The organism is Halolactibacillus miurensis, from assembly GCF_900116255.1.
Taxonomy (GTDB): Bacteria; Bacillota; Bacilli; order Bacillales; family Amphibacillaceae; genus Halolactibacillus; species Halolactibacillus miurensis.
The window spans coordinates 169,426-192,846 of the sequence record NZ_FPAI01000001.1; the positions used below are offsets into that span (position 1 = coordinate 169,426).

The 23,421-nt window shown below is 37.3% G+C and carries 21 protein-coding genes; 14 read left to right on the forward strand and 7 right to left on the reverse strand.

Going from position 1 to position 23,421, the window contains the following annotated elements:
- The first annotated feature begins 1 nt into the window (after nucleotide 1).
- Together BM390_RS00710 and BM390_RS00715 are read left to right on the forward strand one after the other, a co-directional pair.
- The gene (locus BM390_RS00710) at nucleotides 2-1,033 is read left to right on the forward strand and encodes a Gfo/Idh/MocA family protein (RefSeq protein WP_062320223.1); all 1,032 of its coding nucleotides are present in this window, start codon (nucleotides 2-4) and stop codon (nucleotides 1,031-1,033) included.
- A 12-nt stretch (nucleotides 1,034-1,045) separates the two neighbouring features.
- Nucleotides 1,046-3,556, forward strand: coding sequence for a beta-mannosidase (locus tag BM390_RS00715; protein ID WP_062320225.1), 2,511 nt, complete (start codon nucleotides 1,046-1,048; stop codon nucleotides 3,554-3,556).
- Nucleotides 3,557-3,598: 42 nt separating this feature from the next.
- Here BM390_RS00715 and BM390_RS00720 read toward each other — a convergent pair whose 3' ends face one another.
- A complete protein-coding gene (locus BM390_RS00720) occupies nucleotides 3,599-4,225 on the reverse strand; it encodes a copper homeostasis protein CutC (RefSeq protein WP_062320227.1) in 627 nt (208 codons plus the stop codon).
- Nucleotides 4,226-4,334: 109 nt separating this feature from the next.
- Nucleotides 4,335-6,074, reverse strand: a complete 1,740-nt coding sequence (locus tag BM390_RS00725) for a methyl-accepting chemotaxis protein (RefSeq protein WP_062320229.1) — start codon at nucleotides 6,072-6,074, stop codon at nucleotides 4,335-4,337.
- Between the two features lie 345 nt (nucleotides 6,075-6,419).
- Between BM390_RS00725 and BM390_RS00730 the strand changes: the two genes are divergently transcribed.
- Nucleotides 6,420-6,899, forward strand: coding sequence for a DUF2798 domain-containing protein (locus BM390_RS00730; protein WP_062320231.1), 480 nt, complete (start codon nucleotides 6,420-6,422; stop codon nucleotides 6,897-6,899).
- A gap of 710 nt (nucleotides 6,900-7,609) precedes the next feature.
- Here the strand turns inward: BM390_RS00730 and BM390_RS00735 are convergent.
- On the reverse strand, nucleotides 7,610-7,825 hold the full coding sequence (locus tag BM390_RS00735) for a hypothetical protein (RefSeq protein ID WP_062320233.1): 216 nt from the start codon (nucleotides 7,823-7,825) through the stop codon (nucleotides 7,610-7,612).
- Nucleotides 7,826-8,037: 212 nt separating this feature from the next.
- Here BM390_RS00735 and BM390_RS00740 point away from each other — a divergent pair, with 212 nt between their 5' ends.
- The 5 genes from BM390_RS00740 to BM390_RS00760 all read left to right on the forward strand — a co-directional run bounded on the left by BM390_RS00740 (nucleotide 8,038) and on the right by BM390_RS00760 (nucleotide 12,464).
- Nucleotides 8,038-8,739 (forward strand): response regulator transcription factor, encoded by a 702-nt coding sequence (locus BM390_RS00740; RefSeq protein ID WP_062320236.1) that lies wholly within the window; start codon nucleotides 8,038-8,040, stop codon nucleotides 8,737-8,739.
- Entirely contained in the window at nucleotides 8,739-9,077 is a 339-nt protein-coding gene (locus tag BM390_RS00745; RefSeq protein WP_089852708.1) for a hypothetical protein, read from the forward strand. The genes BM390_RS00740 and BM390_RS00745 overlap by 1 nt, the downstream gene beginning before the upstream one ends.
- Nucleotides 9,078-9,110: 33 nt before the next feature.
- On the forward strand, nucleotides 9,111-9,740 hold the full coding sequence (locus tag BM390_RS00750; RefSeq protein WP_177220589.1) for an ATP-binding protein: 630 nt from the start codon (nucleotides 9,111-9,113) through the stop codon (nucleotides 9,738-9,740).
- A 95-nt stretch (nucleotides 9,741-9,835) separates the two neighbouring features.
- Nucleotides 9,836-10,603 (forward strand): ABC transporter ATP-binding protein, encoded by a 768-nt coding sequence (locus BM390_RS00755; protein WP_062320240.1) that lies wholly within the window; start codon nucleotides 9,836-9,838, stop codon nucleotides 10,601-10,603.
- Nucleotides 10,575-12,464, forward strand: coding sequence for an ABC transporter permease (locus tag BM390_RS00760; protein ID WP_062320242.1), 1,890 nt, complete (start codon nucleotides 10,575-10,577; stop codon nucleotides 12,462-12,464). The genes BM390_RS00755 and BM390_RS00760 overlap by 29 nt, the downstream gene beginning before the upstream one ends.
- Nucleotides 12,465-12,537: 73 nt before the next feature.
- Here BM390_RS00760 and BM390_RS00765 read toward each other — a convergent pair whose 3' ends face one another.
- The 3 genes from BM390_RS00765 to BM390_RS00775 all read right to left on the reverse strand — a co-directional run bounded on the left by BM390_RS00765 (nucleotide 12,538) and on the right by BM390_RS00775 (nucleotide 15,394).
- Complete coding sequence (locus tag BM390_RS00765) at nucleotides 12,538-13,713, reverse strand: spr1629 family repressor/antitoxin (RefSeq protein ID WP_089852710.1); 1,176 nt, start codon at nucleotides 13,711-13,713, stop codon at nucleotides 12,538-12,540.
- A 38-nt stretch (nucleotides 13,714-13,751) separates the two neighbouring features.
- Entirely contained in the window at nucleotides 13,752-14,498 is a 747-nt protein-coding gene (locus tag BM390_RS00770) for a spr1630 family ClpXP-sensitive toxin (RefSeq protein WP_062320244.1), read from the reverse strand.
- Nucleotides 14,499-14,692: 194 nt separating this feature from the next.
- Nucleotides 14,693-15,394: an HAD family hydrolase gene (locus tag BM390_RS00775; protein ID WP_062320246.1), complete on the reverse strand. Its 702-nt coding sequence runs from the start codon at nucleotides 15,392-15,394 to the stop codon at nucleotides 14,693-14,695.
- Nucleotides 15,395-15,606: 212 nt separating this feature from the next.
- On the opposite strand from BM390_RS00775, the gene BM390_RS00780 reads away from it, so the two are divergent.
- The 5 genes from BM390_RS00780 to BM390_RS00800 all read left to right on the forward strand — a co-directional run bounded on the left by BM390_RS00780 (nucleotide 15,607) and on the right by BM390_RS00800 (nucleotide 21,959).
- On the forward strand, nucleotides 15,607-16,365 hold the full coding sequence (locus BM390_RS00780; protein ID WP_062320248.1) for a MurR/RpiR family transcriptional regulator: 759 nt from the start codon (nucleotides 15,607-15,609) through the stop codon (nucleotides 16,363-16,365).
- Nucleotides 16,366-16,496: 131 nt separating this feature from the next.
- Nucleotides 16,497-18,101 (forward strand): PTS transporter subunit EIIC, encoded by a 1,605-nt coding sequence (locus tag BM390_RS00785; RefSeq protein WP_062320250.1) that lies wholly within the window; start codon nucleotides 16,497-16,499, stop codon nucleotides 18,099-18,101.
- A 21-nt stretch (nucleotides 18,102-18,122) separates the two neighbouring features.
- Nucleotides 18,123-19,448 carry a 6-phospho-alpha-glucosidase gene (locus BM390_RS00790; RefSeq protein ID WP_062320252.1) on the forward strand — a complete coding sequence of 442 codons (1,326 nt, stop codon included), beginning with the start codon at nucleotides 18,123-18,125 and terminating at the stop codon, nucleotides 19,446-19,448.
- Between the two features lie 110 nt (nucleotides 19,449-19,558).
- On the forward strand, nucleotides 19,559-20,497 hold the full coding sequence (gnd, locus tag BM390_RS00795; RefSeq protein ID WP_256212356.1) for a phosphogluconate dehydrogenase (NAD(+)-dependent, decarboxylating): 939 nt from the start codon (nucleotides 19,559-19,561) through the stop codon (nucleotides 20,495-20,497).
- Nucleotides 20,487-21,959, forward strand: coding sequence for a gluconokinase (locus BM390_RS00800; protein ID WP_062320253.1), 1,473 nt, complete (start codon nucleotides 20,487-20,489; stop codon nucleotides 21,957-21,959). The genes gnd and BM390_RS00800 overlap by 11 nt, the downstream gene beginning before the upstream one ends.
- A gap of 124 nt (nucleotides 21,960-22,083) precedes the next feature.
- Here BM390_RS00800 and BM390_RS00805 read toward each other — a convergent pair whose 3' ends face one another.
- Complete coding sequence (locus BM390_RS00805; RefSeq protein ID WP_062320255.1) at nucleotides 22,084-22,401, reverse strand: winged helix-turn-helix transcriptional regulator; 318 nt, start codon at nucleotides 22,399-22,401, stop codon at nucleotides 22,084-22,086.
- Nucleotides 22,402-22,569: 168 nt separating this feature from the next.
- Here BM390_RS00805 and BM390_RS00810 point away from each other — a divergent pair, with 168 nt between their 5' ends.
- On the forward strand, nucleotides 22,570-23,421 hold the full coding sequence (locus BM390_RS00810; RefSeq protein WP_062320257.1) for a VOC family protein: 852 nt from the start codon (nucleotides 22,570-22,572) through the stop codon (nucleotides 23,419-23,421).

A 23,421-nucleotide genomic window follows, 5' to 3' on the forward strand; every position in this document is an offset into this window, starting at 1 on the left:
TATGAAAAAAATACATGTGGCGATTATCGGATGTGGGAATATCTTTCCGATGCATGCCCAATCAATTATCGAAAATGATAGCACAGACCTTGTCGCTGTCTGTGATATAAAGCCTGAACGTGCTGAGGCTAGAGCAAAAGAATTAGGGTGTCAAGCGTATACAGATTACATGCAACTGTTTGATGAACAAGCACTGGATGCTATTCATATTTGTTTGCCACACTATTTACATGCACCTGTTTCAATTGAAGCAACAAAAAGAGGCTTACATGTTTTAACTGAAAAGCCAATGGCGATTGATTATCAAGATGCGGTGGACATGTTAGAAACGGCAAAAGAAGCGGGAACACACTTCGGAGTTATCTTCCAAAACAGATATAATGCCGGCGTTCAATTGATTAAACGCTTATTAACGGATGGAACACTCGGTAAGATTAAATCAGCTAAAGCGAGTGTCACGTGGGACCGGTCGGATGATTATTATGCTAAAAGCGATTGGAAAGGGACATGGGATAAAGAAGGTGGCGGTGTCTTGATTGATCAAGCCATTCATACCCTTGATTTATTGCGCTTTTTTGTTGATGCGGATATTGAGTATATCGACGCGACGATTAGTAATCGTGGTCATGAACAAATTGAAGTGGAAGATGCCGCAGAAGGTATAGTCAAGTTTAAGACCGGTACAGTTGCTGCCTTTCACACCATCAATTACTACGGCTACGATGCTTCGGTAGAAGTTGAACTATATTGTGAGCGAGGCCTTGTTAAAATGGTGGGGGATAAAGGCACTGTAGACTTATTTGATGGACGAACATTTATTGCTGATAATGATCCTAATGAAACCTTCTCTTATGGTGAAAGTGTTAAAAGTTATTGGGGAGTTAATCATGTCAAACAAATTAATAACTTTTATGATGTGTTAGTAAATGGCGGAGAACTTTACATTAAGCCTGAAGAAGCCTTGAAAACGCAAAAGATGATTAACGCGATTTACCAATCAGGTAAAGAAAAACAACGGATATGGTTTGATTAAGGTGGTGAAGGCTTGATTATTAAAAGACAATTAACGGAGTGGGCATTTAAACAAGAACATGATACACGTTGGCGTCAGGCAACCGTACCTGGAACGATTCATACCGATTTAATTGATCATCAGCTTATTCATGATCCGTTTTATGGCGAAGAAGAAAAGCATGTGCAATGGGTTGACAAAGTTAACTGGGTATACCAGACGACGCTTGATGTAGACAAGGATCTACTAGGTAATGATCACATTAAACTTGTGTTTCATGGACTTGATACTTATACAGATATCGCCATTAACGGTCAGTCTGTTTATAAGACGGAGAATATGTTTAGACGGTATACAATGGATGTGAAAAAGTATCTTCACCAAGGTGAAAATACATTACAAGTCACGTTTGAGTCACCAATTAACCGGGATATAATGAAACCGTTAACAACGGGTGTGAATTACCCGGCAGATAATGATGATTCACAATTAGGTGGTGTGGGTCAACATAAATTAAGTGTCTTTGCTAGAAAAGCTCCTTATCATTATGGTTGGGACTGGGGACCAAGGTTTGTGACCAGTGGTATCTGGAAGCCGGTAGAACTTGTCGCTTATTCCGTCGCTAAGATTGAAGATGTGTATGTGAATCAAAAAGAAGTGAGTGAAGAATATGCGCAATTACTGATTTCTATTGAAATTGAAGCCTCACGTTCAATGTCTGTCGATTGCCTACTGCAGTATGGCGATATCAGAAAACATATAACATGTGACTTACAAAAAGGTACAAATCACCTTGAAGTACCTGTTAATCTGACACATCCGCGTTTATGGTGGTCCAGAGGATTAGGAGAAGCTTATCGTTATAATGTTCAAGTATCTGTTTCTAGGAACAAACAAGTCATAGACACCACAACATTTAAACATGGTATCAGAAAAGTGGCATTAGTCCGGGATCATGATGAACATGGCCAAACTTTTTATCTTAAGCTAAATGACGTTCCGGTTTTCTGTAAAGGGGCTAATCATATCCCAAACGATAGTTTTATTCCTAGAGTAACGAAAGAACGTTATGAGCATGAAATTAATAGCGCTGTCGAAGCGAACATGAATATGCTACGCGTATGGGGCGGCGGTATTTATGAACAAGATATCTTTTATGAACTTTGTGATGAAAAGGGTCTATTAGTATGGCAGGACTTTATGTTTGCCTGCTCAATGTATCCTGGTGATCCGTCCTTTTTAGAAAATGTGAGACAGGAAGCGATTGATCAAACCAAGCGTCTGAGGCGATATGCCTCTGTCGTATTGTGGTGTGGTAATAATGAAATTGATGTCGCTTGGGCAGAATTTGAAGAAAACGCCGGTTGGGGATGGAAACAAAAATATTCTGATACAGTAAGGAAGCAGCTCTGGTTAGATTATAAAAATCTCTTTCATGGTGTGTTAGCTGAAGTTACCTCAAACGTCGTGCCTAATGAACCTTACTGGCCGTCATCACCATTAGCTGATCTGACACATGATAAGGAACAACATGCCTTGGGAGTAAAAACATCAGGCGACGTGCATTATTGGGATGTATGGCATGGAAAGCAACCGTTTGAAGCTTATAATGAGAACGTCGGTCGTTTTATGAGTGAATACGGTTTCCAGTCTTTCCCTTCAATTGAAACAATTAAAACCTTCGCGGAACCATCAGCTTATGATATAAGCTCAGATGTTATGTCACACCATCAAAAAAATGGCGCAGGTAATCAACTGATTAAAACGTATATGGACAAGTATTTACCAGAACCAAAAGATTTTGAGTCGTTTTTATATATGAGTCAAGTACTCCAAGCAGAAGGTATACAACATGCGATTGAAGCACATAGGCGCAATAAGCCCTACTGTATGGGTACGCTTTACTGGCAAATGAATGATTGTTGGCCCGTCGCATCATGGTCTAGTATCGACTACTTCGGACGATGGAAAGCGCTCCACTATCAAGTGAAAGAATCTTTTAAAGATGTGTTAGTATCGATTGAAGAAAAGAATGAGCAGCTGAATATCTTTATCGTTTCAGATGTATTAACGTCTCAATCTTTAACCCTATCAGTATCGCTACTAGATTTAGCTGGACAAGTCATGAAGCATCATCAGTCGGAAGTCGATGTCGCTAAAAATATGAGTCAATGTGTTCAGACAATCAACCTATCAGAGTTATTAGGAGATATGCCGAGAGATACGGTCGTACTTAAAGTAGAACTAGGCAATAAAGAAAATGTAGTCGATGTTAAAAAACATTATTTTGTTTCAACGAAACAATTATCCTTAGAGCCGGCAGATATTTCGGTGCAAAGAGATGAAACAAATCATTGTTTTAACATATCAACGACAGCGTTTGCTAAAAGTATTGAGTTAAAATCAGAGGAGGCAGGCTATTTCTCAATGAATTATTTCGATTTATTACCTGGAGAAACAGTCAACGTACAATTTTTCAAACGGAATCAATTAACACCTGAGTTACCAGAAGTGACAATAAGGTCTTTAATCGATACGATTTAAAGAAGATGCAGGAATGTCTATAAAGACAAACCTGCATCTTTTTTAGTATATCTTTGTCCCGTGAAATTGATCCGTATTCACGGCGTCTTTTAATACAGCTAAGTCAGACTTTTTAATACCCTTGCCAACGATAAACTCAAGGGCCCCATTCGCATAATCAATTAAATCATTAATCTCGTCTTTGTTATCTAAAACAGAGCAATCGGGTTGACTACCGTGAAGTAAAATCCGCTTAACGCCAAGTGCTATGCACTGATCAATAGCATCTTTTTTATCTTCAGCGTTAATTAAATCGAAGGCCATATGAAAAATAACATCTGATTGGGCAACACGCATAAGTTGCTTCATAGCGTCTAAATCAATCTGATTATTTTTTGTAAGAGCGCCCATTACTAAGCCATCTACATCTAGTCTGTTTAACTGTTGAATATCTTCTATCATAATAGCTAGTTCATCTTCTGTATAACAGAAATCCCCACTACGCGGTCGAACCATTGTAACAACTTGAACGTTATGAGTGTGAGCGACTTGAACCGTCTTTTTAACGACACCATAACTTGGGGTTGTACCTCCGCATGATAAATGATCGCATAGCTCAATTCGGTCAACGCCACGGTTAATCGCCTCTTCAATGAATGTGAAGTTTTCTGCGCAAAATTCAATTAACAAGTTTTCTCCACCTTTCAAATAATCCTTGTTCACACAGCTAATACCCAAGTCCTTTAGTTAATTGAACTCAAAGAACTTAGGCATGTAAGGCTGTTTCATTTAAAAAAATTTATAGTTTAAACTGCTTAACTAACTCGTTTAATTGTTCGGCAAGTTGAGCCAATTCATCCGAACTAGCAGCTACTTCTTCCATCGAACTACTCGTTTGTTGGATAGAGGCAGAAGATTGTTCAATACCAGCGGCAGACTCCTCAGAAATAGAGGCGATTTCTTCAATTGACGTATGCATTTTTTGACTATTGGTCGCAATTTCAGCTAAATTACTTGAGATTTCTTGTACGCGGTCGACCATGTCTTTTAATGCTTGATCGATATGGTTGAAGGTTTTAACTGTTTCGTTAATTTCTTCACTGCCTTTTTCTACTTCTTGATACCCTAATTGTAAAGAATCTGTAACCGATAACGTCTCCGTTTGTATGCCATCAACGATTTGGGTAATGTCAGTGACAGACGCGGTGACTTGTTCGGCAAGTTGTCTGACTTCATCGGCAACAACAGCAAACCCTCGACCGTGCTCACCGGCTCTAGCTGCTTCAATGGCAGCATTTAAAGCTAAAAGATTCGTTTGATCAGCAATATCTTTAATAACATAAACTAACTTAGAGACTTCTTTTGATCGATGATCTAAGCCCGATACTTTCTGTACCGCTTCTTGGACAATTTTATGGATTTGCGACATCTGATTACTTGAATGTGTCATCAATGTTTTACCTTGTGTCGTCATATCTAACATCTGGTTAGATGTGTCGTAAATGAGTTGCCCTTTTTCGTTTGCTTGTTCTACTACAGTAGTAAAAGCACTCATGTTATAGGCTAAATCACTTGAATGACTCGCTTGCGTTTCAGAACCTGAAGCAAGTTCTTGCATTGTCACCGCTACTTGATCAGATCCCGTTCTTACTTCGCTTGCCGACTGATTGAGCGTTTGACTATGAGTGGTCAATCGACTAGAGGTATCCGCCACGCTTGAAATCATGTCTTTTAAATTAGTTTGTAGATGATTCATCGCCTGAGCTAATCTGCCCGTTTCATCTTTAGACTTAAGTGTTAATTCCTCTTGTGTTAAGTCGCCTTTAGCCAAACGGTTCATATGCTCTGTAACGATACCAATTGGACGAGCGATACTATTAGAAAGTAACCAGATAATAAATAGACCAATGAGTAACGTCACGCCAACAGTAATAGAAACGAATAGGAGAATATGATTGGCCGCCTGATTAAAATCGCTCATATAGGTGGAAGAACTGACCGTCCATCCCCAGTTAGGATCGGTCTTTGAGTAAGCGATCCAAGGAACAATTTGCGAGTCATTATCTGGATGAGGGAAGTCGTAATAAGTAATACCCCCACCTTCATTACCTGTCTTAATCATATTTTGAACAAATTTCACACCGTTAGAATCTTCAAGTTCCCACGTGTTTTGTCCTTCAATATTAGGTTGCGCGAGACTTGTTCCTTCGTTATCTAATATGAATATGTAGCCTTCCTCACCGATTTTAATATTTTCATTTAACGGTCGAGTACCATCTGATTGTTTTTCACCTAAAATCGCCACTTTGACGCGTTCTTCAGCTTCGGCGCGGTCAAGTGTGCCTTTCTCTACTTCTTCATTCAAGTGATCAATCATCAGTAGTGTGAACTCAACACTATTCTTTAAATTTGTTTCACCTGCATCATCCAGGCTCGTACGACTTTGTTCGTAACTCATCCATCCTAAAATAATGAGAGGAATCGTTAATAGTAAGAATGATAACGCCATCAATTTCGTCTTGATTGATTTAAATGTCATAAAAAAACACCTTTCTAATTATCCAATTTAGATTTGATACACATGTTGCTTTGAAATCATCTTGCGTGAGAATACATGTTGCCATTTAATGTTTAATGATTGACGCGCCTAATGTATATATCGACCTATTGTAAAATATTTAAAGAATTCTACATATGACTTTTTATGTGACTAACAGAAATTCATGCGCTCAAAGGAACTATAGCCATATTTATATCAAGCGTAGTCGTTAGTATCGTTCAATTTTAATCATTTGAGTAGTAAGAGAAGAAATTATAAAAAAATTGCTTACATCAAATTTTCACTTCTGTTATACTGAGCTCTACTCAGAAGGGAGAGATAAATATGCCAACAACAAAAAAAGAAGGATTAATCTTTGGCGTCATGATGTGTTTTGGAATGGTGATCGTTATGTCTACTTATAACGTCATGTTAAATGGAGGGTTTAGTCACTTACCTATTAAGCATGTCATGGTAGAAATGGTTATGGGATTTTGTGTTGCGTTAATTTTAGACTTGTTAGTAGTGGGACCATTAGCGAGGAAACTAACCACCACACTACCATTTAATCAATCAAATAAGTTAGCAAAGATCCTTTGCATGTCTAGTATGATGGTTTTAGGCATGGTGTTTTTCATGTCTATATTTGGTCTAACGATGATGGTTCTTGCACAAGGTGTGAATGGAGGAAATATTTTTAAATTATATGGATCGATTTATTTAAGTAATTTCATTGTCGCTTTCCCACTCCAATTTCTCATCATGGGTCCGTTAGTACGCTATCTATTCACGAAGCTTATTAAAAATCAAGTGGTATATAGTTAAGAAGACTAGCGTTTTTTCAAAAAAGATATATTCTTTATCAATCATCGCATCTCTTCTCATCCTATACGAAAGTCAGGAAAGAGAAGGGGGATTTTTGTTTCTTGCATAGGTGTAACATTTGAAAAATAGAGATCGAAGCGATCAAAAAAAATAATAAGTTATTAGTAATAGCTAAACAGCTACATGAGTACAAGGCTATGCCGATAGATTATACGATTAATGTCGCATCTTATTACTACTTTTGATGTATCAAAGAAATTTTGTATGAATCAAAACGAAAGGAAAAGATCACGTATATGTGTCTGTTTAACCTTAGTTAATTATACGTATAAAATATAAATAAGAGCCTGTCATAATGATGGGCTCTTGTTTTATGTTAAGAATAAGATTCAGTCTCTTTTTAAGACGTTTTTAAATCCACAATTAAGTTGTTTAACTAATCTACTTGTTGATTTAAGAAATCAGCTAACTTATTTATTTCACTGATTAAATCATTTTGATGGATCACTTTTGTTTCAACATCTTCTGCATAATCAGCTATCTCTGAGGCAATCTTCGTCAGCTGTCACGAGTAAAAAGATGACGCGAATCATGACCATCATCAACGTGTATGATCACACCCTGTAGACGAAGATGGTTACGACAGGTACGAAAAAACTTAGAAGTGTTACTCAACCTTATCTTCCCTGCCGATAATGGTTAAAACACCCTCAAATGTTAACATAAGTGTTATATAAAATGCGAAATAGGGCAATCGGAACACCGAGGAAAATCATTGAAACAAGCGTAAAATAGTCGAGTTTTGTCATCATTTCTCCATGCATATTCATTATCTCAATTAACTCGTATGCGTGAAGCATATGTACTGCTCCCATTTTCATGAGGGTGATATAAGATAAACCTAACATTAATTTGTGTTCTTGCATCGTCGCCCTCCTTAATATAATCAATATAAATGCAGTACAGTGACAATATTGACAAATCCTAAATGACTATTTTCACATTAAAAGTTAGAAAGGTTATAATAGTTATAACGCAAGATGTCACGATAAATACGCCCGCATCGTCCTAAGAGAAGTGAAATCAATGACTTATTAGAATATAGACATAAAACCAGAATAAAGGATGGTAAATGACGATGGAAAAAATTATGATTGTCGAAGATGATCCGAAAATTGCTGAATATTTAGCGCAAATGTTACAGAAATATAACTATCAAGTAGTCAAAGTAACCGATTTTGAACAGGTTTTAGAAACTTTTCAAACAGTAGACCCACAACTGGTCTTGTTAGATATTAACTTACCAGCTTTTGATGGTTTCTATTGGTGTCGTCAGATTAGAAAAACATCCGTCTGTCCGGTGATCTTCATTTCGGCGCGCACAGGTGACATGGATCAAGTGATGGCACTTGAAAATGGGGGAGATGATTACATCACCAAACCGTTTCATCCGGATATTGTCATGGCCAAAATTAGAAGTCATTTAAGGCGTGCCTATGGTGAGTATGCACAAAATAATCAAGAAAGAACGCTTGAGTTGACGGGTTTAATATTAAGGCCGGAACGACTGGAATTACTCTTTAACCAACAAACGGTAACATTAACACAAAAAGAGGCCGCTATTCTAGAAGCGCTGATGGAGCGTTATCCACGGGTGAAAAGCCGGGGAGATTTACTTGAGTTATTGTGGGATGATGAAACATATGTCGATGAAAATACTTTAAATGTGAACATTACCCGAGCGCGAAAGAAGCTCCATGAGCTTGGGTTAAACAATACGATTGAAACCGTTCGTGGGAGCGGGTATCGCTTTAATGTCTCTTGGCGTGAGGATAAGTGATGCGTTTATTTTTTAGAGAACATCGACCACTTGTCTTGCTTCAATGTTTGTACCACTTCATTGTTAATAGTCTACTTCTACTTGCAGGTTTTAGAGATATCGGGGTCTTGTTGTATCTGAATCTATTATTGGTCGTATTTTTCGCTGGTTATCTGGTGTATCAATACGTGACAAGAAAAGCAATGTATCACCAATTAACCCGTGACATTACATCACTGGATGATGCCTTAGAACCAACCGGATACACACCTTTAGCAACGGCGGTAAGTGAGACGTTAAAAAAGCAATATCGTCTCTACCAAGAAGAGCTAAGCCATTTAGAACATCAACAAGCATAACATGTTCTATTTATGGACCGCTGGGTCCATCAAATGAAAACACCGCTCTCGGTACTAGAGCTGATGACGGAGGATGTTGATGAACCAGAAGCGGCGAGTATGAAAGAAGAGCTAGAACGACTCAGACATGGCTTGTCGATGGTTCTTTACACGGCTAGACTACGTAGTATGGCAGAGGATATTCACGTAAGTGCAACGGAATTACTACCGCTGATCCATGCGGTAAATAAAGAACACCGTCGCTACTACATTCGTCATCACGTCTATCCAAAAGTCATCACAGATGATGAGAAAGTCGTTGTGATGACCGATGAGAAGTGGTTAGTGTTTATCTTAACCCAACTCTTACTGAACGCGGTGAAGTACTCATCAGGTAAGAGTGATGTGATTCATATTCAAGTTACCTCAACAATAAACGGCGTCACATTAACAATAAAAGACTTTGGCGTAGGCATTCCTATCGCCGACCAAAAACGGATTTTTGATAAATTCTTTACCGGTGAAAACGGACGACGTTTTAGAGAATCAACAGGTATGGGGCTTTACCTAACGAAAGAAATGAGCGAGAAACTTCATCACCAAATCGAGGTAAGTTCTGTTCTTGGTGAAGGGACAAAGATAACACTTCATTTCACAACAACTCAAAACCTTACACCGATGTAAGGAAACTGAAAGTAAAATCGATCGTTTCGTTTATAGCTTTCACGTATAGTCAAGGTATCAACGGATTAAACGAAAAATCGAAGGAGTTTTTAAGGATGCTAAAAGTAAACAAAGTTAGTAAAGTATACGAGGGGAAAGTGAGCTATCGCGCTTTATCAGATATTGATTTAACTGTAGAAAAAGGTGAGTTTGTCGCCATTATGGGGCCGAGTGGCAGTGGAAAAACAACCTTACTTAACTTAATTTCAACAAATGACACACCAACAACAGGGAAAATCATGTTAAATGACCAACAACCGCACACACTGTCCAAAAATCAATTGGCGACGTTTCGGCGGACAGAGTTAGGGTTTGTATTTCAAGATTTTAATCTCCTACACACCTTAACTGTTGAAGAAAATATGGTCTTACCACTAACGCTTGAAGGAATAAAAGTCAAAGTAATGAAAGAAAAGGCAAGACAAATTGCGGAAAAATTAGGCATTGATAGCATCATGTCTAAACGGGTGTATGAAATCTCCGGTGGACAAGCACAGCGTGTGGCTATTGCCAGAGCAATGATCCATCAGCCGTCTTTGCTACTGGCGGATGAGCCAACAGGTAACCTTGACTCAAAAGCATCGAAAGATGTGATGCATTTACTGACTAAATTAAATAAAGAAGAAAAGACGAGTCTCTTAATGGTCACCCATGATGCGCAAGCAGCGAGTTATTCTGACCGGGTCATCTTTATCCGTGATGGTCAATTAGAGTCAGAGATTCATCGCGGGGATAACCGGCAGACGTTCTTCCAAAAGATTATTGATATGTTGTCATTGATGGGAGGAGAAACAAGTGAACTTTCGTCAATTCGCCTATCGTAATGTGACGCGGAATAAGCGGACCTATGTGGCTTATTTTCTAAGTAGTATGTTTACGGTGATGGTGTTTTTCTCATTTTTACTGTTTGCCTTTCACCCAACATTTGAAACCATTAACTCGAGCGTACGAACAGGGCTGTTAACGTCTGGTGGCATTATTTATGTCTTTTCTTTCTTTTATATTCTCTATTCTATGAGCACCTTCTTACAATCACGTAAGCGTGAATTTGGCTTGTTGATGATGCTTGGGGCATCTAATACGCAAATCAAAGCGATGGTCTTTATTGAGAATTTACTGATTGGAACATTTTCAACGATGTTTGGAATTAGTTTGGGCTTATTGTTTGCCAAAACCATTCTTCTAGTTGCCGAGAATGTGTTAATCATTGATGAGCGTCTTCACTTTTATGTCCCGTTTGAAGCGATCATTATTACGCTCATTAGCTTTTTAGCGCTGTTTGTCATAATCTCATTATTCGTTGCCTTCGTCCTCCGGACGAGTAGATTAGTAGCACTTATTAAAAGCGACCAAACCCCGAAGAAAGAACCGAAAGCATCGATTTTTCTATCGGTACTAGCAGGTCTTCTTTTAGCGATTGGCTATGGGATTGCTTTAACTGTTAAAGGTGTCGCTGTCGTAATGGCACTTATTCCGGTTGTGGTTATTGTCATGATTGGGACGTATTTCTTCTTCACTCAATTAAGTGTTTTTATCGTTCGATTTTTAAAGCGGCGTGACTATATTTTTTATAAACGGACGAATATTATATTATTTTCGGATTTATCATTCAGGTTAAAAGATAATGCCCGTACGTTCTTTATGGTTGCTATGATTTCAACCGTTGCCTTTAGTGCGATTGGGACCTTATTTGGTCTCCATTCTTATTTGACCGATGGTGTTATTGAGATAAACCCCTATAGTATCTCATACAAAATGGATTCAGATGACCAACCAGAAATAATGGCAGAAGAAGTTAACTATATTCATTCACAGCTTAAGAGTATGGGGGTAGAAGCTACTTCTGAAACGATTGATGTGGCCTTTGTTGATATGAATGAAGGGTATATTGTGCCTGTTTTAAAAGAAAGTGACTACAACAAAGCAGCCAAACTAATTGGTGAGCCGATCATTGACGTGGGTGAAGGTGAAACAATAATTAATGACCAAACTGTCGCGATGATCAGTGACGGACCTAAAGCGAGTGAAACATTAATGACTTTTTTAATTGATCTCGAAGGTGACCATACACTGACCCCAGCCAAGGTAATTCAAACAAATGTTTTTAGTTCGATGAACGGCTCTTATGTCATCAATGATGCAGACTATGTTAAGTTACCAAAGACATCGATGAACCGGACATCTAAACAGGTGTACTGGATGACTGAAGAGCTCTCAAGAGATGAGATTGTTGAGCTAGGTGAAGCTCTCGAAGAAATACCACCTTATCGGGTCTCGATGATTGATTATACCGTCTTCCAAATAGAACGTGGGTATGGACCGGCCTTATTTGTCGGCTTATTTATCGGGTTGATTTTCTTTGTCTCAGCCGGTAGTTTTCTATATTTCCGTGTGTTTACGGATGTGGATAAAGAAAAAGAAAAATTCACCATGGTAACAAAGCTAGGACTTAAAGAAACAGAACTAAAAAAAATCATTACCCAACAACTGGCGATATTATTCTTCTCACCGATTATCGTTGCGCTTATCCATGGGGGCGTCGCACTAACGGCGTTATCACATTTCTTTGATTATAATTTAATCAACGAATCTGCGCTTGTGTTAGGTGGTTTTACTGTTATACAGTTACTCTACTTTGTCCTCGCAAGACATTTCTATATTAAACAGGTGAAACGAATTTTATAAGTACAGTGTCCTCACCGAATGAACATAAAAAAGTCGAAAGAACAGCTGATGTTCTTTCGACTTTTTAAATCTGTTACTTAAGGTATTTGAGTTCAAAGTCTTGATTCGAGGTAATGTATGATGTGAAGAATTCTTGAGTTATACCGGTCAGGTTACTTAAGAAACCAACATCTATCAGCCAATCTTTATCCAACATGGTTCTCAGATCAATCAAATCTTTTTTAAAAACGAGATCAAAAATAGATCTTGTTTTTTGGGGTTTTTGAATCAAGATGATATCATCTAAAGGTTCTTGTTTTAAATAACCTTTACGATGCATGGCGGCATAAAAGTTACGATGCTCCTTGGCATCTAGTATACCTAAATGGGCCGCGCGATATCCTAGTACTTGTAAAGATGTTTTCCATTTCTTTTTTAAATCAAGATAGGCATCAGGGTTTTTAGGATTAATAACAGTTTTTATATCAACTAAGAATGCTGCTTCAGGTAAAAGAAAGGCACCGGCGAATAAATCTGCTTCTTTTTCAAGTGCTTTATGTTCCTTACGATCTAGGTGAGTGAAGGCCACTTTATAATGTAGCAATAAATGACCAAGTTCATGGGCAATGTCAAAGTTCCTACGGACACTGGATCGTTTTAAGTTCCCTAAAATAATATATGGGCGTTCAGTCTTTGTCCATAAGCTATAAGCGTCAATGTCATCTCCAATGGCCTTTTCAAAAACGAATACACCGCTTTTTTCGACAAGAAATAATAGGTCGTCATTTGTGTCTGGTCTTAACCCTAAAAAGTCTCGAGCGAGTTTTGCTACATGAGCAATCTGTGTGTCTTTCTTTTCATCTGTTTGCTGTAGATAATTAATGACACTATTTCTTAATTGAATAATTTTTTTTGAAGGAAGAACCAACTGATAAGCTAAATAATTAATTAGGCTGTCAAGAAATTCAACGTGCTTAGCTTCGGTCTGAGTTTTAGCCATTAAGTTAATAACTTTAGATCGATAAGCAATGTGCATCAGTGGTATCGTGTCTTTTTCGATGTATTTAGATAATATATCTGGTTGATAAAAATATGTGCTTTTTACTTTAAATAACTGCTTTAATTGATTGATTGTTTGTAACTTTGGGGTTGTGTAGTTGTTTTCATATTGCCATATAGCTTGTTCTGTGATCTCTAGTTGCTCAGAGAGCTGTTTGCGAGAATAGCCATATAGTATTCTTAAGTTTGATAAGTTCTCACCTATAAACATTAAGCTCTCCTCCCTCTTTAAAAATTGCCTTTTGAGTCTTAATTACTTGCCTTGTTTTCTTTATCTAAGATTCCTATATCAAAAGCGGCTGGGTCAATAATATCATGTTCTTGTTCAGGTGCTATAATGCTACGCTCTTCATCTGTTAGTTCAGCACCTGCTATATATCTAGATAAGTCTTCAATTTCGTATGCGATGTTATTTTGCGGATTTGGAAGGTAATGAATTATCTTTGAAATTTGCAGGGCTTTATCAATTTCATATGTTAGAATGTGGAACTCATCATACTCCTTTTTTAGGTTTTGAAGATCCTCATTAGCATGTTGTTCACTTACAAAAAATGAAAGTTGTTGTGTATTTTCAACTCTGTTTATCTTTGCGATGTCAGGGAAGTCTACGCTGTTATTTATTTGGGAAAGTTCATGTAAGTATGTTCTTTTAGTGCCCGTTCTATTAGTACTAGTTGGTAAAGTAGCGTAAGAAAAATTATCAGGATTGAAATAATGAGCATTTTTTATCAAAAATAAAATATTTGAATCTTTATGAGAGAATTGCAAGTAATCCCAAGAAAGTCCGGCCTTTGCTGTTTTATAAGATAATTTTAAATCTGAACTGTGTTCAGCAATTTTGCTTTCGATAAAATTTCCTTTTGTCCAAGCGAACGCACTACTTATATGCATCTTGGCTTTTCTATCTAGTCTGTGTTCAATGTATTCACGATACCCTTCAATTATAGCCGTGACAATTTTAACACTGTCTTTTGAATCAAAACGAAATCTATTCATTTGCACACTCCTAATAATATTATTTGTAATTCTGAATGAATAATATTATTTTACAACAAAATAATTAAAATATATATGATTTTTTCTGTTATTTTTAAAGTTATAGCTATATCACCTACTAATGGTTAAGATTATGCGTAACAAAAACAACATAGATTATTCGTGATAAAAAATCCATGTTGTTTTTCAATTACTTATTTTTTAAAGTAATCTAACATTTCTTTGGCACTTGTCACTTCTTGATCCGCCGTGTAAGAGCACGCTTGATCAGCTTGTCGCTGGCGATGATTCATCCAGACTGCTTGCCAGCCGACTTGTTTAGCGCCGACAATATCTTTCTCGAAGGAGTCGCCCACATAAATTGTCGATTCGGGTGTTGTTGGTAATTTGTCTTCAATGATATGAAAAATTTCTGGATTTGGTTTCGCAATCCCGTAAGCACCTGAGATAAAGGTGTTTTCTTTTGGTATCCACTTTTCTAACTGTAGCTGATCAATCTTCATTGACTGATGCGCGACTTCTCCGTTTGTGAGGATAGCTAACGTCACGTCTTTTGTTTTTAAATAATCAAGTAAGGTTTCGACTTCAGGAAAAAGGGTGATTTTTCCTTGCGCCCGTTTATATTGCTTATGAAATTCTAAAGCTAAATCGTCATTAATATCAATCCCAAAGTCTTGAAGTGCTAACTTATACCGTCCTACTTGCCAATCAAGGACAGTAATCTCCCCGCGTTCACTTTGGTCAAACAGTGTTTCACTATGTTTTCTACTTGCGTGATAAATACGATCTATTTGATCGTAGTTGTATGTGTCATTAATTAAATGTTTAAATGTCTCGTGAAAAGATAAGGCTTGGTCGTATAAAGTATCATCAACATCAAAAATAATGGTTGTCATTGTGCGCCTCCTGTTATTTATGTATATAAACCATCATATCAGAAGATTTGTCATTATAAAATTGACAAATATAAAATAATAGCGCTAGTATGTAAGTATCAGAACGTATGAGTTGTTTAAAGTGGTTTTATGAAAGCGCTTGTATTATGGGTGAGGATCTATGATGGTAAGGTTAGAGCGGATAATGAAAATTTACATGAAGGAGACTAAATGTGATAGATATAAACAAGATAACGCATGGGAAAGATTTAACCGATTTGGATGAACAGTTATTAACGTATATTTTAAGTAACATGGATACTGTCTTACAAAAGGGGGTTAGACAAATCGCAAAGGAAAACTACACCTCTCCAGCGACAGTAATAAGATTGTCAAAGAAATTAGGTTACAACGGCTTTATAGATTTATACTATCAGTTATTGCCGATGGTTAATGCGAAAACAGACTGTATTGAAGACGATTTAGACTTTTTTAAATTAGATCATGGGTTGTTGCTTCAATACAATACAGTAGAAGATATGGATATATTCATAAAGAAGGTTTTGTGTCTAGATCAAGACTTTATTTTCATTTATGCGGCAGGTTTCTCATCAATCGCGGCCGAATACATGTACAAAAAACTGCTTTTACTTGGGAAGAAAGTCATTATTGCTACAACATTAGACTCTGTAGGTGTATTAGAAAATAACATAAAAAACATTGGTGCCTTTGTATGTTTTTCGAAATCTGGAGAAACAAAGAGTGTATTAGAAAAACTGGAGGCTGTAAAGAAAGAAGGTATATTTTCCGTCTCTTTTACTAGAGAAATTCCTAATAGAATCGGAGAGTGTAGTGATTTAAATTTTAAGATTACTGATCAAAATAAACTAGATGACCGTAATCTGTTACCCAATACCTTTTTCCCTTTTGTCTTACTGTTAATAGAGTATTTACTAAGCCGATATTTAACTGAAATACATGAAGTAGAATAATATAATAATTTAGAATTCCTGAAACGTGTTTCGTCTTAACGAAACACGTTTTTCAATTGGCTGAAAGCCTTTTCTAAATATGAAAAACCCGCTAGACTATGGTTAACTTATTAAACATTGGAGGTACTGAAATGAAAGAAAAAGTCATGGGAATTATGCAACGTTTTTCAAAAGCTATGTTTATTCCAGTATTAATACTACCTATTGCTGGTATTTTAATCGCGATTGGGAACCTATTTACTAATGCAAGGTTACTCGAAGTTGTTCCGTTTTTAGACAATCCTATCACTACAGGATTTGGTACGATTCTTTCGGGATCACTCGTATCCATCTTAGTAAATTTAGGACTTGTCTTTGCGGTTGGTTTAGCCGTAGGACTTGCTAAAAAGAAAAAGTCAGAAGCAGGTTTTATTGCAGTACTTGGTTATTTAGTATTTATTAATGCGATGAACCGCTTTATGGACTTACAAGGAATATTAATTGATGGGGATTTACAAGGGACCGGACAAACACTTGTTTTAGGGGTGCAAGTGCTAGATATGGGTGTGTTCTTAGGTATTTTCCTTGGTATTATCACAGCCTTTGTCCATAACCGCTATGCTGAGAAAGAATTTGATAATGCCTTTCAAATTTATGGAGGTACACGTTTTGTCTTCATCGTTCTTATTCCAGTCGTTGTTATCTTAGCTATTTTATTTACTTACATCTGGCCATTTTTCCAAATGGGAATCAGTAATTTAGGTGAACTTATTAATCAAAGTGGTAACTTCGGGATATTCTTATATGGATTACTAGAACGACTATTGATCCCTACGGGATTACACCATTTAGTATATACACCATTCTTATATACAGAGTTAGGAGGCGTTGCCGAAGTTGCTGGGGAAGTGTTTGAAGGCGCTCGTAATATTTATTTTGCAGAGATCGCTAATCCTAATGGAGGGTTACTTGCACCAAGTGTCATTTGGGATGCTCGTGGTATATCAAAAATGTTCGGTTTAATTGGTGCATGTTTAGCGATGTATCACACAGCCAAACCTGAAAACAAGGCAAAAGCTAAAGCAATTTTAATTCCAGCAGCTGTAACGTCATTTATTGCTGGTGTCACTGAACCTATTGAATTTTCTTTCATGTTTGTTGCTCCGATATTGTTTGTTGTACACGGTGTGTTAAGTGGGTTAAGTATGGTTGTACTAAATATCTTTAATGTTAGAGCCATTGGACCAAATGGGTTTATTGATTTTCTCCTTTACAATGTCCCATTAGGAACAGAAAGAACGGTATGGCCGATGTACATTGTTGTTGGGTTGATTTTCTTTGTTGTTTATTATTTCCTATTTAGATTCTTGATTACGAAATTTAATTTTAAAACGATTGGTAGAGAAGTGGGTAATCAAGAAACTAAATTATATTCTAAAAAGGAATATAAAGATAAAAAGGAGAAAAATGAAAACAAACAAAAGGATAATGTAGGAGCCGATCTTGGTCTTGCGCATCTTATTGTGGAAGCACTTGGCGGCGAGAATAACATTAAAACGGTCACAAACTGTTATTCGCGATTACGCTTAACAGTAGATAATCCCGAGATTGTCGATGAACAAGTGTTAAAAAATGAAACAGGCGCGAGTGGGGTTATTAAAAAAGGTGAGAATGTCCAAGTCGTCTATGGGTTGCAAGTCACAAAAATACGTAAATCCGTTGATCATGTTTTAAATAGAGAAACAGCAGAAGAATAAAACAGGAAGGGATGATTTAATATGAAAAAATTTTCAGTTGTAATTGCCGGAGGAGGAAGTACATTTACACCGGGGATTGTTATGATGATGTTAGATAACCGTGATCGTTTCCCTATGCGTGAATTAGTACTTTACGATAATGATGAAAAAAGACAAGCGGTGCTAGGTGAAGCACTCGATATTCTTATTAAAGAGCAAGCTCCAGAGTTGAAATTTTCTTATACAACCGATCCAGAAGTTGCCTTTACCGATCGTGACTTCTGTATGGCGCATATTCGGGCAGGGCAATATGACATGCGTGAAAAAGATGAAAAGATTCCACTAAGACATGGTGTTATTGGACAAGAAACATGCGGTCCTGGTGGTATTGCTTACGGGATGAGAAGCATCACAGGTATGCTAGAAATTATTGATTATATGGAGAAGTACTCGCCAGATTGCTGGATGTTAAACTATTCAAATCCAGCTGCTATTGTAGCTGAAGCCTGTCGTGTTTTACGTCCAAATGCAAAAGTGTTAAATATCTGTGATATGCCAGTTGGAACGTTAAGACGGATGTCACAAATTATCAATAAACAGCCACAGGATTTAGAAGTGCGTTACTTTGGTTTGAATCACTTCGGTTGGTGGACAAGTGTTAAAGATAAAGAAGGTCATGAATATCTTGATGAAATTAAAGATTATGTTGCTGAAAATGGCTATTTAACGCAAGTAGAAGTGGACACACAACATATGGACCCTAGTTGGCAAGAGACACACAAAAAAGCTAAAGATTTATTGGCGGTTAATCCAAGATATTTGCCTAACACATATTTAAAATATTATCTCTATCCGGATTATGAAGTGGCTCATTCAAATCCTGACTTCACGAGAGCAAATGAAGTAATGGAAGGGCGAGAGAAACAAGTCTTCACAGCTGCAAGAGAAATTATTGAAAAAGGAACAGCTAAAAATAGTAATTTCCATATCGATAGCCATGCTTCATTTATCGTCGACCTTGCTCGTGCTATTGCGTTTAATACGCATGAACGAATGTTGATGATTGTTGAGAATAATGGAGCAATCGCAAACTTCCCTGATGATGCCATGGTTGAGGTACCTTGTATCGTTGGCAGTGATGGTGTCGAGCCGTTAGCTCAAGGGAAAATCCCCAACTTTGAACAGGCTTTAATGTACCAACAAGTAACGGTAGAGAAATTAGTAGTAGAAGCTTATATAGAGGGTAGCTACCAAAAATTATGGCAAGCGTTGACACTTTCTAAAACGATTCCAAGTGCAAAAGTTGCAAAAGATGTGTTGGATGATCTAATCGAAGCAAATAAAGAATATTGGCCAGAATTAAGCTAAAGCTAGATGGTTGATTATGAAGAAAGAGGCCGTTGTGAAGCGGTCTCTTTCTTTAAACTTGTCAATAAAGGAAGAGGGCATTTGGTATCTGGCATGGCAAAGACTTAACTATAAAGAACACGAGGAGTATCAAAATGAAAATAGGTATGATAGGTTTAGGGAAAATGGGATTAAACTTGGCAAAAAATTTGAATGATCATGAGATAGAAGTGTATGGGTATGATATTGATCAGACGATCAAAGGTAAAGTAGAAGAATCAGGCATTCAATTTATTTCATCAGTTGATGAGTTATTGCATCAATTAGAGGGCGAGACGAAAACAGTATGGATGATGCTTCCTGCTGGTGAGATTACCGAGACAACTTTTACTAGGTTATTAAGCAAATTAAATAAAGGTGACCGAATTATTGACGGGGGGAATGCCCATTTTGAGGACTCCAAGCGTCGAGGAGAATTATGTGGAAAACAAGGTATTCACTTTTTTGATGTAGGAACCTCAGGTGGCATTGCTGGTGCTAGAAATGGTGCTTGTATGATGGTTGGTGGTAATAAGGAAGCATTTAAAGAAATAGAATATATCTTTCGAAAAATAAATGTGGATAAGGGATACTTATATACGGGACCAACTGGGAGTGGCCACTATTTGAAAATGATTCATAACGGTGTTGAGTATGGTATGATGCAAGCGATTGGTGAAGGATTTAATTTACTACATCACTCAGAATATTCATATGATCTGGAGAAAGTCGCTACTGTTTGGAATCATGGCTCTGTGATTCGAAGTTGGTTAATGGAGTTAATGGGAGAAGCATTTGAAAAAGGGAATATCGATGAGATTGAAGGTATTATTCAGTCCTCAGGTGAAGGTAAATGGACGGTAGAAGAAGCACTCAGGTTACAAGTTCCTACGCCAGTCATTTCTCAAGCGCTAATGGTAAGATTTATGTCACTCGATCAAGAAAAATATGGAGAAAAATTAGTTTCTGCTTTACGTCAAGGCTTTGGTGGGCATACGGTAATTGAGAAGAGGCAGCCCATTGAGAGCTAGGTATACATTAGGCTTAGACATTGGAACAACAAATAGTAAAATTGTGTTATATAATGAACGATTAGAAGTTATTGATAGTGCGTATACGGTAAATAGAACGTATCGTGATTACTTAGGGATGGCAGAACAGCAAGCAGATGAAATCTATCTTGGGGTAAAAAAAATAATTAAAGAAATAATCCATCGACATGTTGAGATAAAAGATTGGATTCAATCGCTGTCTTTATCTAGTGCCATGCACAGTGTCCTACTTATTTCTGATAATTACACGCCGTTGTCACCAGTATATACGTGGGCAGATAACCGAGCTAACGATACTCTTAAAGAAGTGAGGAGCCAAGGAGATCTAGACTGGATTTACCGTCGTACCGGGACCCCCATTCATTCTATGTCGCCATTTAGTAAGTTAGTCTGGCTGAAAAGTACACAGTCTAACATTCTAGGAGAAGCCAAGAAAATTGTAGGGATAAAAGAATATATCACGTATAAATTAACAGGTGAGTGGAAAGTTGACTATTCGATTGCTTCTGCGACGGGATTATTAAATTTAGAACAATTAGATTGGGATGATGACGTACTGGAAATTATTGGCATTAACCGTGAATCGTTATCTGAACTAGTCGATACAGATTATTTATTTCATCAAAAAAATCTAAAAGAACTTGAAGAATTAGGGTTAAACCATCAATTGGATATTCATATTGGGGCAAGTGATGGAGTTTTATCAAACGTTGGTCTTGGAGCGATAAACAAAGGTGAAGCGGCTCTTACTATTGGAACGAGTGGTGCCATTCGAGTTATTAGTGATGAGATCAAACTAGATTATCAAGGTCGTACATTTTGTTATTACCTAAAGAAAGATACATGGGTCATTGGAGGAGCTGTTAATAATGGAGGTAATACACTAGCATGGCTTTCAACGTTATTAGAAGAAACCAGTTTAGATGAGATAAATGCACGTGCTGAAGAAATATCCGCAGGTGCTGAGGGGTTATTATTTTATCCTTATATAAATGGTGAACGTGCGCCTCTTTGGGATGCAACAGCAACAGGTCATTTTATTGGTATCAAGCCCATTCATAACAAAGGTCATTTTGCAAGAGCTGTTATGGAAGGGGTCATGTACAATATTTACGATGTTTATCAAATACTCACTAATTTAGTAGGAGATATTTCAACAATTAAAGTGACGGGTGGGTTTTTAAAATCCAACTTGTGGAAGCGGATTGCGGCAAATATTTTTAATCATGAGCTTATTGAAAGTAACCGCATTGAAAGTTCATGTTTAGGAGCAGTCATACTAAGCATGAAGGATAATCAAAGTGACATTACATCTATGGAACAAAGTATTAAACTAGACCAAAAAGAAGTAGAAATATATAGGCGAACTTTATCAGTGTATCAATTGTTGTCTAAGCCTGTTCTTGAGCTTCATGCTATAAAATCTGAGCTGGTAGGATAGACATCATAAATAAAGTCTATACTATAATTATGTGAGTAATAACACATATATCTAAGTACAAATAAAGCGTGAGCTAATGAGGATAACTCAAATAGCTCGCGCTTTATTAAATGATTGATAAGGATTAGTCGTTTAGAAACATCCATTCCTGTGACCAATGTTCAATAGATTTTAATATTGGCTCCATTGAACGACCTTTATCCGTTAAGGAGTATTCTATGACAACGGGCGTATCTGGAATGACGTCGCGCTTGACTAATCCTTTTTGTTCTAGGTCTTTTAATCGATCGGATAAGACTTTACCGCTAATGCCAATCGCAGACTGAATCTCATTAAAACGTTGCGTGCCATTTAATAGTTGGTAGATGACAAGTCCTGTCCAGCGCTGGCTTAAGATAGAAATCGCTTTTTCGAATTTTGGACAAATGGTTGGTTGTGCCATAATCTTCACCTCTTCTAATGGTATTATAGCATATGTTAAAACTTAATAACAAATATTAAATTAATTACTTGACGAATATTAATCAATAATATATAGTAGGTTACATAAAGTAAGTTAAAAACAAAAAGAAATGAATCCATCACTGAAAGATGGAGAGGAGGAAATACAATGGGCTTTCATGAAAAACCAACAACATTTGTCAGCCATGTCACATTAAAGGTAAGTGATTTACAACGGTCACTCAACTTTTATCAGACGGTTATTGGGTTTAAAGTCTTATCTCAAACAAATATGACGGCTGAATTAACAGCTGATGGGAAGACAACGCTTCTTACCTTGACTCAACCAGACGGTGTGACACCGAAAATCCAACAAACAACGGGTATGTATCACTTTGCTTTACTCTTACCTAAGAAGAAAGATTTAGCGGATGTAATTGTTCACCTAACGCGTCACAACATTGACTTAGGGGCAGCGGATCACTTAGTCAGTGAAGCGATTTATTTAAGTGATCCCGATGGTAATGAGATTGAGATTTATATCGACCGTGATCCTGATGAATGGACATGGCACAGTGGTCAAGTCAAGATGGCAACTGATCCATTAAATGCAGAAGCCTTAATGTCTCATCGGATTGAGGGGAGCGAGTGGCAAGGGTTACCAGAAGAAACCATTATGGGGCATATCCACTTATATGTGGCAGATTTAAATAAAACAAAAGCCTTTTATGTCGATGGATTAGGTCTTGATGTCGCGAGTGTGTTTGGCAGTAAAGCGCTCTTTCTATCTTCCGGTCACTATCACCACCATGTCGGTGTAAATACGTGGAAAGGGGAAGGGTTACCACCTGAAGAAGAAACAAGTGTCGGTATGCAGTCATTTAAGATGGTGTATCAAGACACCGCAGCACTTCATAACATCGTGCAGCGCTTAAGGGAACAGGGAGCGACCGTTGAGGAGATCAATCATCATATCTTTACTAAAGACCCATCGGGAAATCGGATTGAATTGACGGTTTAA

Excerpts from the sequence above, each read along its gene's own strand:
- BM390_RS00710 (WP_062320223.1), top strand. The coding sequence starts at position 2 with ATGAAAAAAATACATGTGGCGATTATCGGATGTGGGAATATCTTTCCG.
- BM390_RS00725 (WP_062320229.1), bottom strand. The coding sequence starts at position 6,074 with ATGACATTTAAATCAATCAAGACGAAATTGATGGCGTTATCATTCTTA.
- BM390_RS00730 (WP_062320231.1), top strand. The coding sequence starts at position 6,420 with ATGCCAACAACAAAAAAAGAAGGATTAATCTTTGGCGTCATGATGTGT.
- BM390_RS00735 (WP_062320233.1), bottom strand. The coding sequence starts at position 7,825 with ATGCAAGAACACAAATTAATGTTAGGTTTATCTTATATCACCCTCATG.
- BM390_RS00740 (WP_062320236.1), top strand. The coding sequence starts at position 8,038 with ATGGAAAAAATTATGATTGTCGAAGATGATCCGAAAATTGCTGAATAT.
- BM390_RS00745 (WP_089852708.1), top strand. The coding sequence starts at position 8,739 with ATGCGTTTATTTTTTAGAGAACATCGACCACTTGTCTTGCTTCAATGT.
- BM390_RS00750 (WP_177220589.1), top strand. The coding sequence starts at position 9,111 with ATGAAAACACCGCTCTCGGTACTAGAGCTGATGACGGAGGATGTTGAT.
- BM390_RS00755 (WP_062320240.1), top strand. The coding sequence starts at position 9,836 with ATGCTAAAAGTAAACAAAGTTAGTAAAGTATACGAGGGGAAAGTGAGC.
- BM390_RS00765 (WP_089852710.1), bottom strand. The coding sequence starts at position 13,713 with ATGTTTATAGGTGAGAACTTATCAAACTTAAGAATACTATATGGCTAT.
- BM390_RS00770 (WP_062320244.1), bottom strand. The coding sequence starts at position 14,498 with ATGAATAGATTTCGTTTTGATTCAAAAGACAGTGTTAAAATTGTCACG.
- BM390_RS00775 (WP_062320246.1), bottom strand. The coding sequence starts at position 15,394 with ATGACAACCATTATTTTTGATGTTGATGATACTTTATACGACCAAGCC.
- BM390_RS00785 (WP_062320250.1), top strand. The coding sequence starts at position 16,497 with ATGAAAGAAAAAGTCATGGGAATTATGCAACGTTTTTCAAAAGCTATG.
- BM390_RS00790 (WP_062320252.1), top strand. The coding sequence starts at position 18,123 with ATGAAAAAATTTTCAGTTGTAATTGCCGGAGGAGGAAGTACATTTACA.
- BM390_RS00805 (WP_062320255.1), bottom strand. The coding sequence starts at position 22,401 with ATGGCACAACCAACCATTTGTCCAAAATTCGAAAAAGCGATTTCTATC.
- BM390_RS00810 (WP_062320257.1), top strand. The coding sequence starts at position 22,570 with ATGGGCTTTCATGAAAAACCAACAACATTTGTCAGCCATGTCACATTA.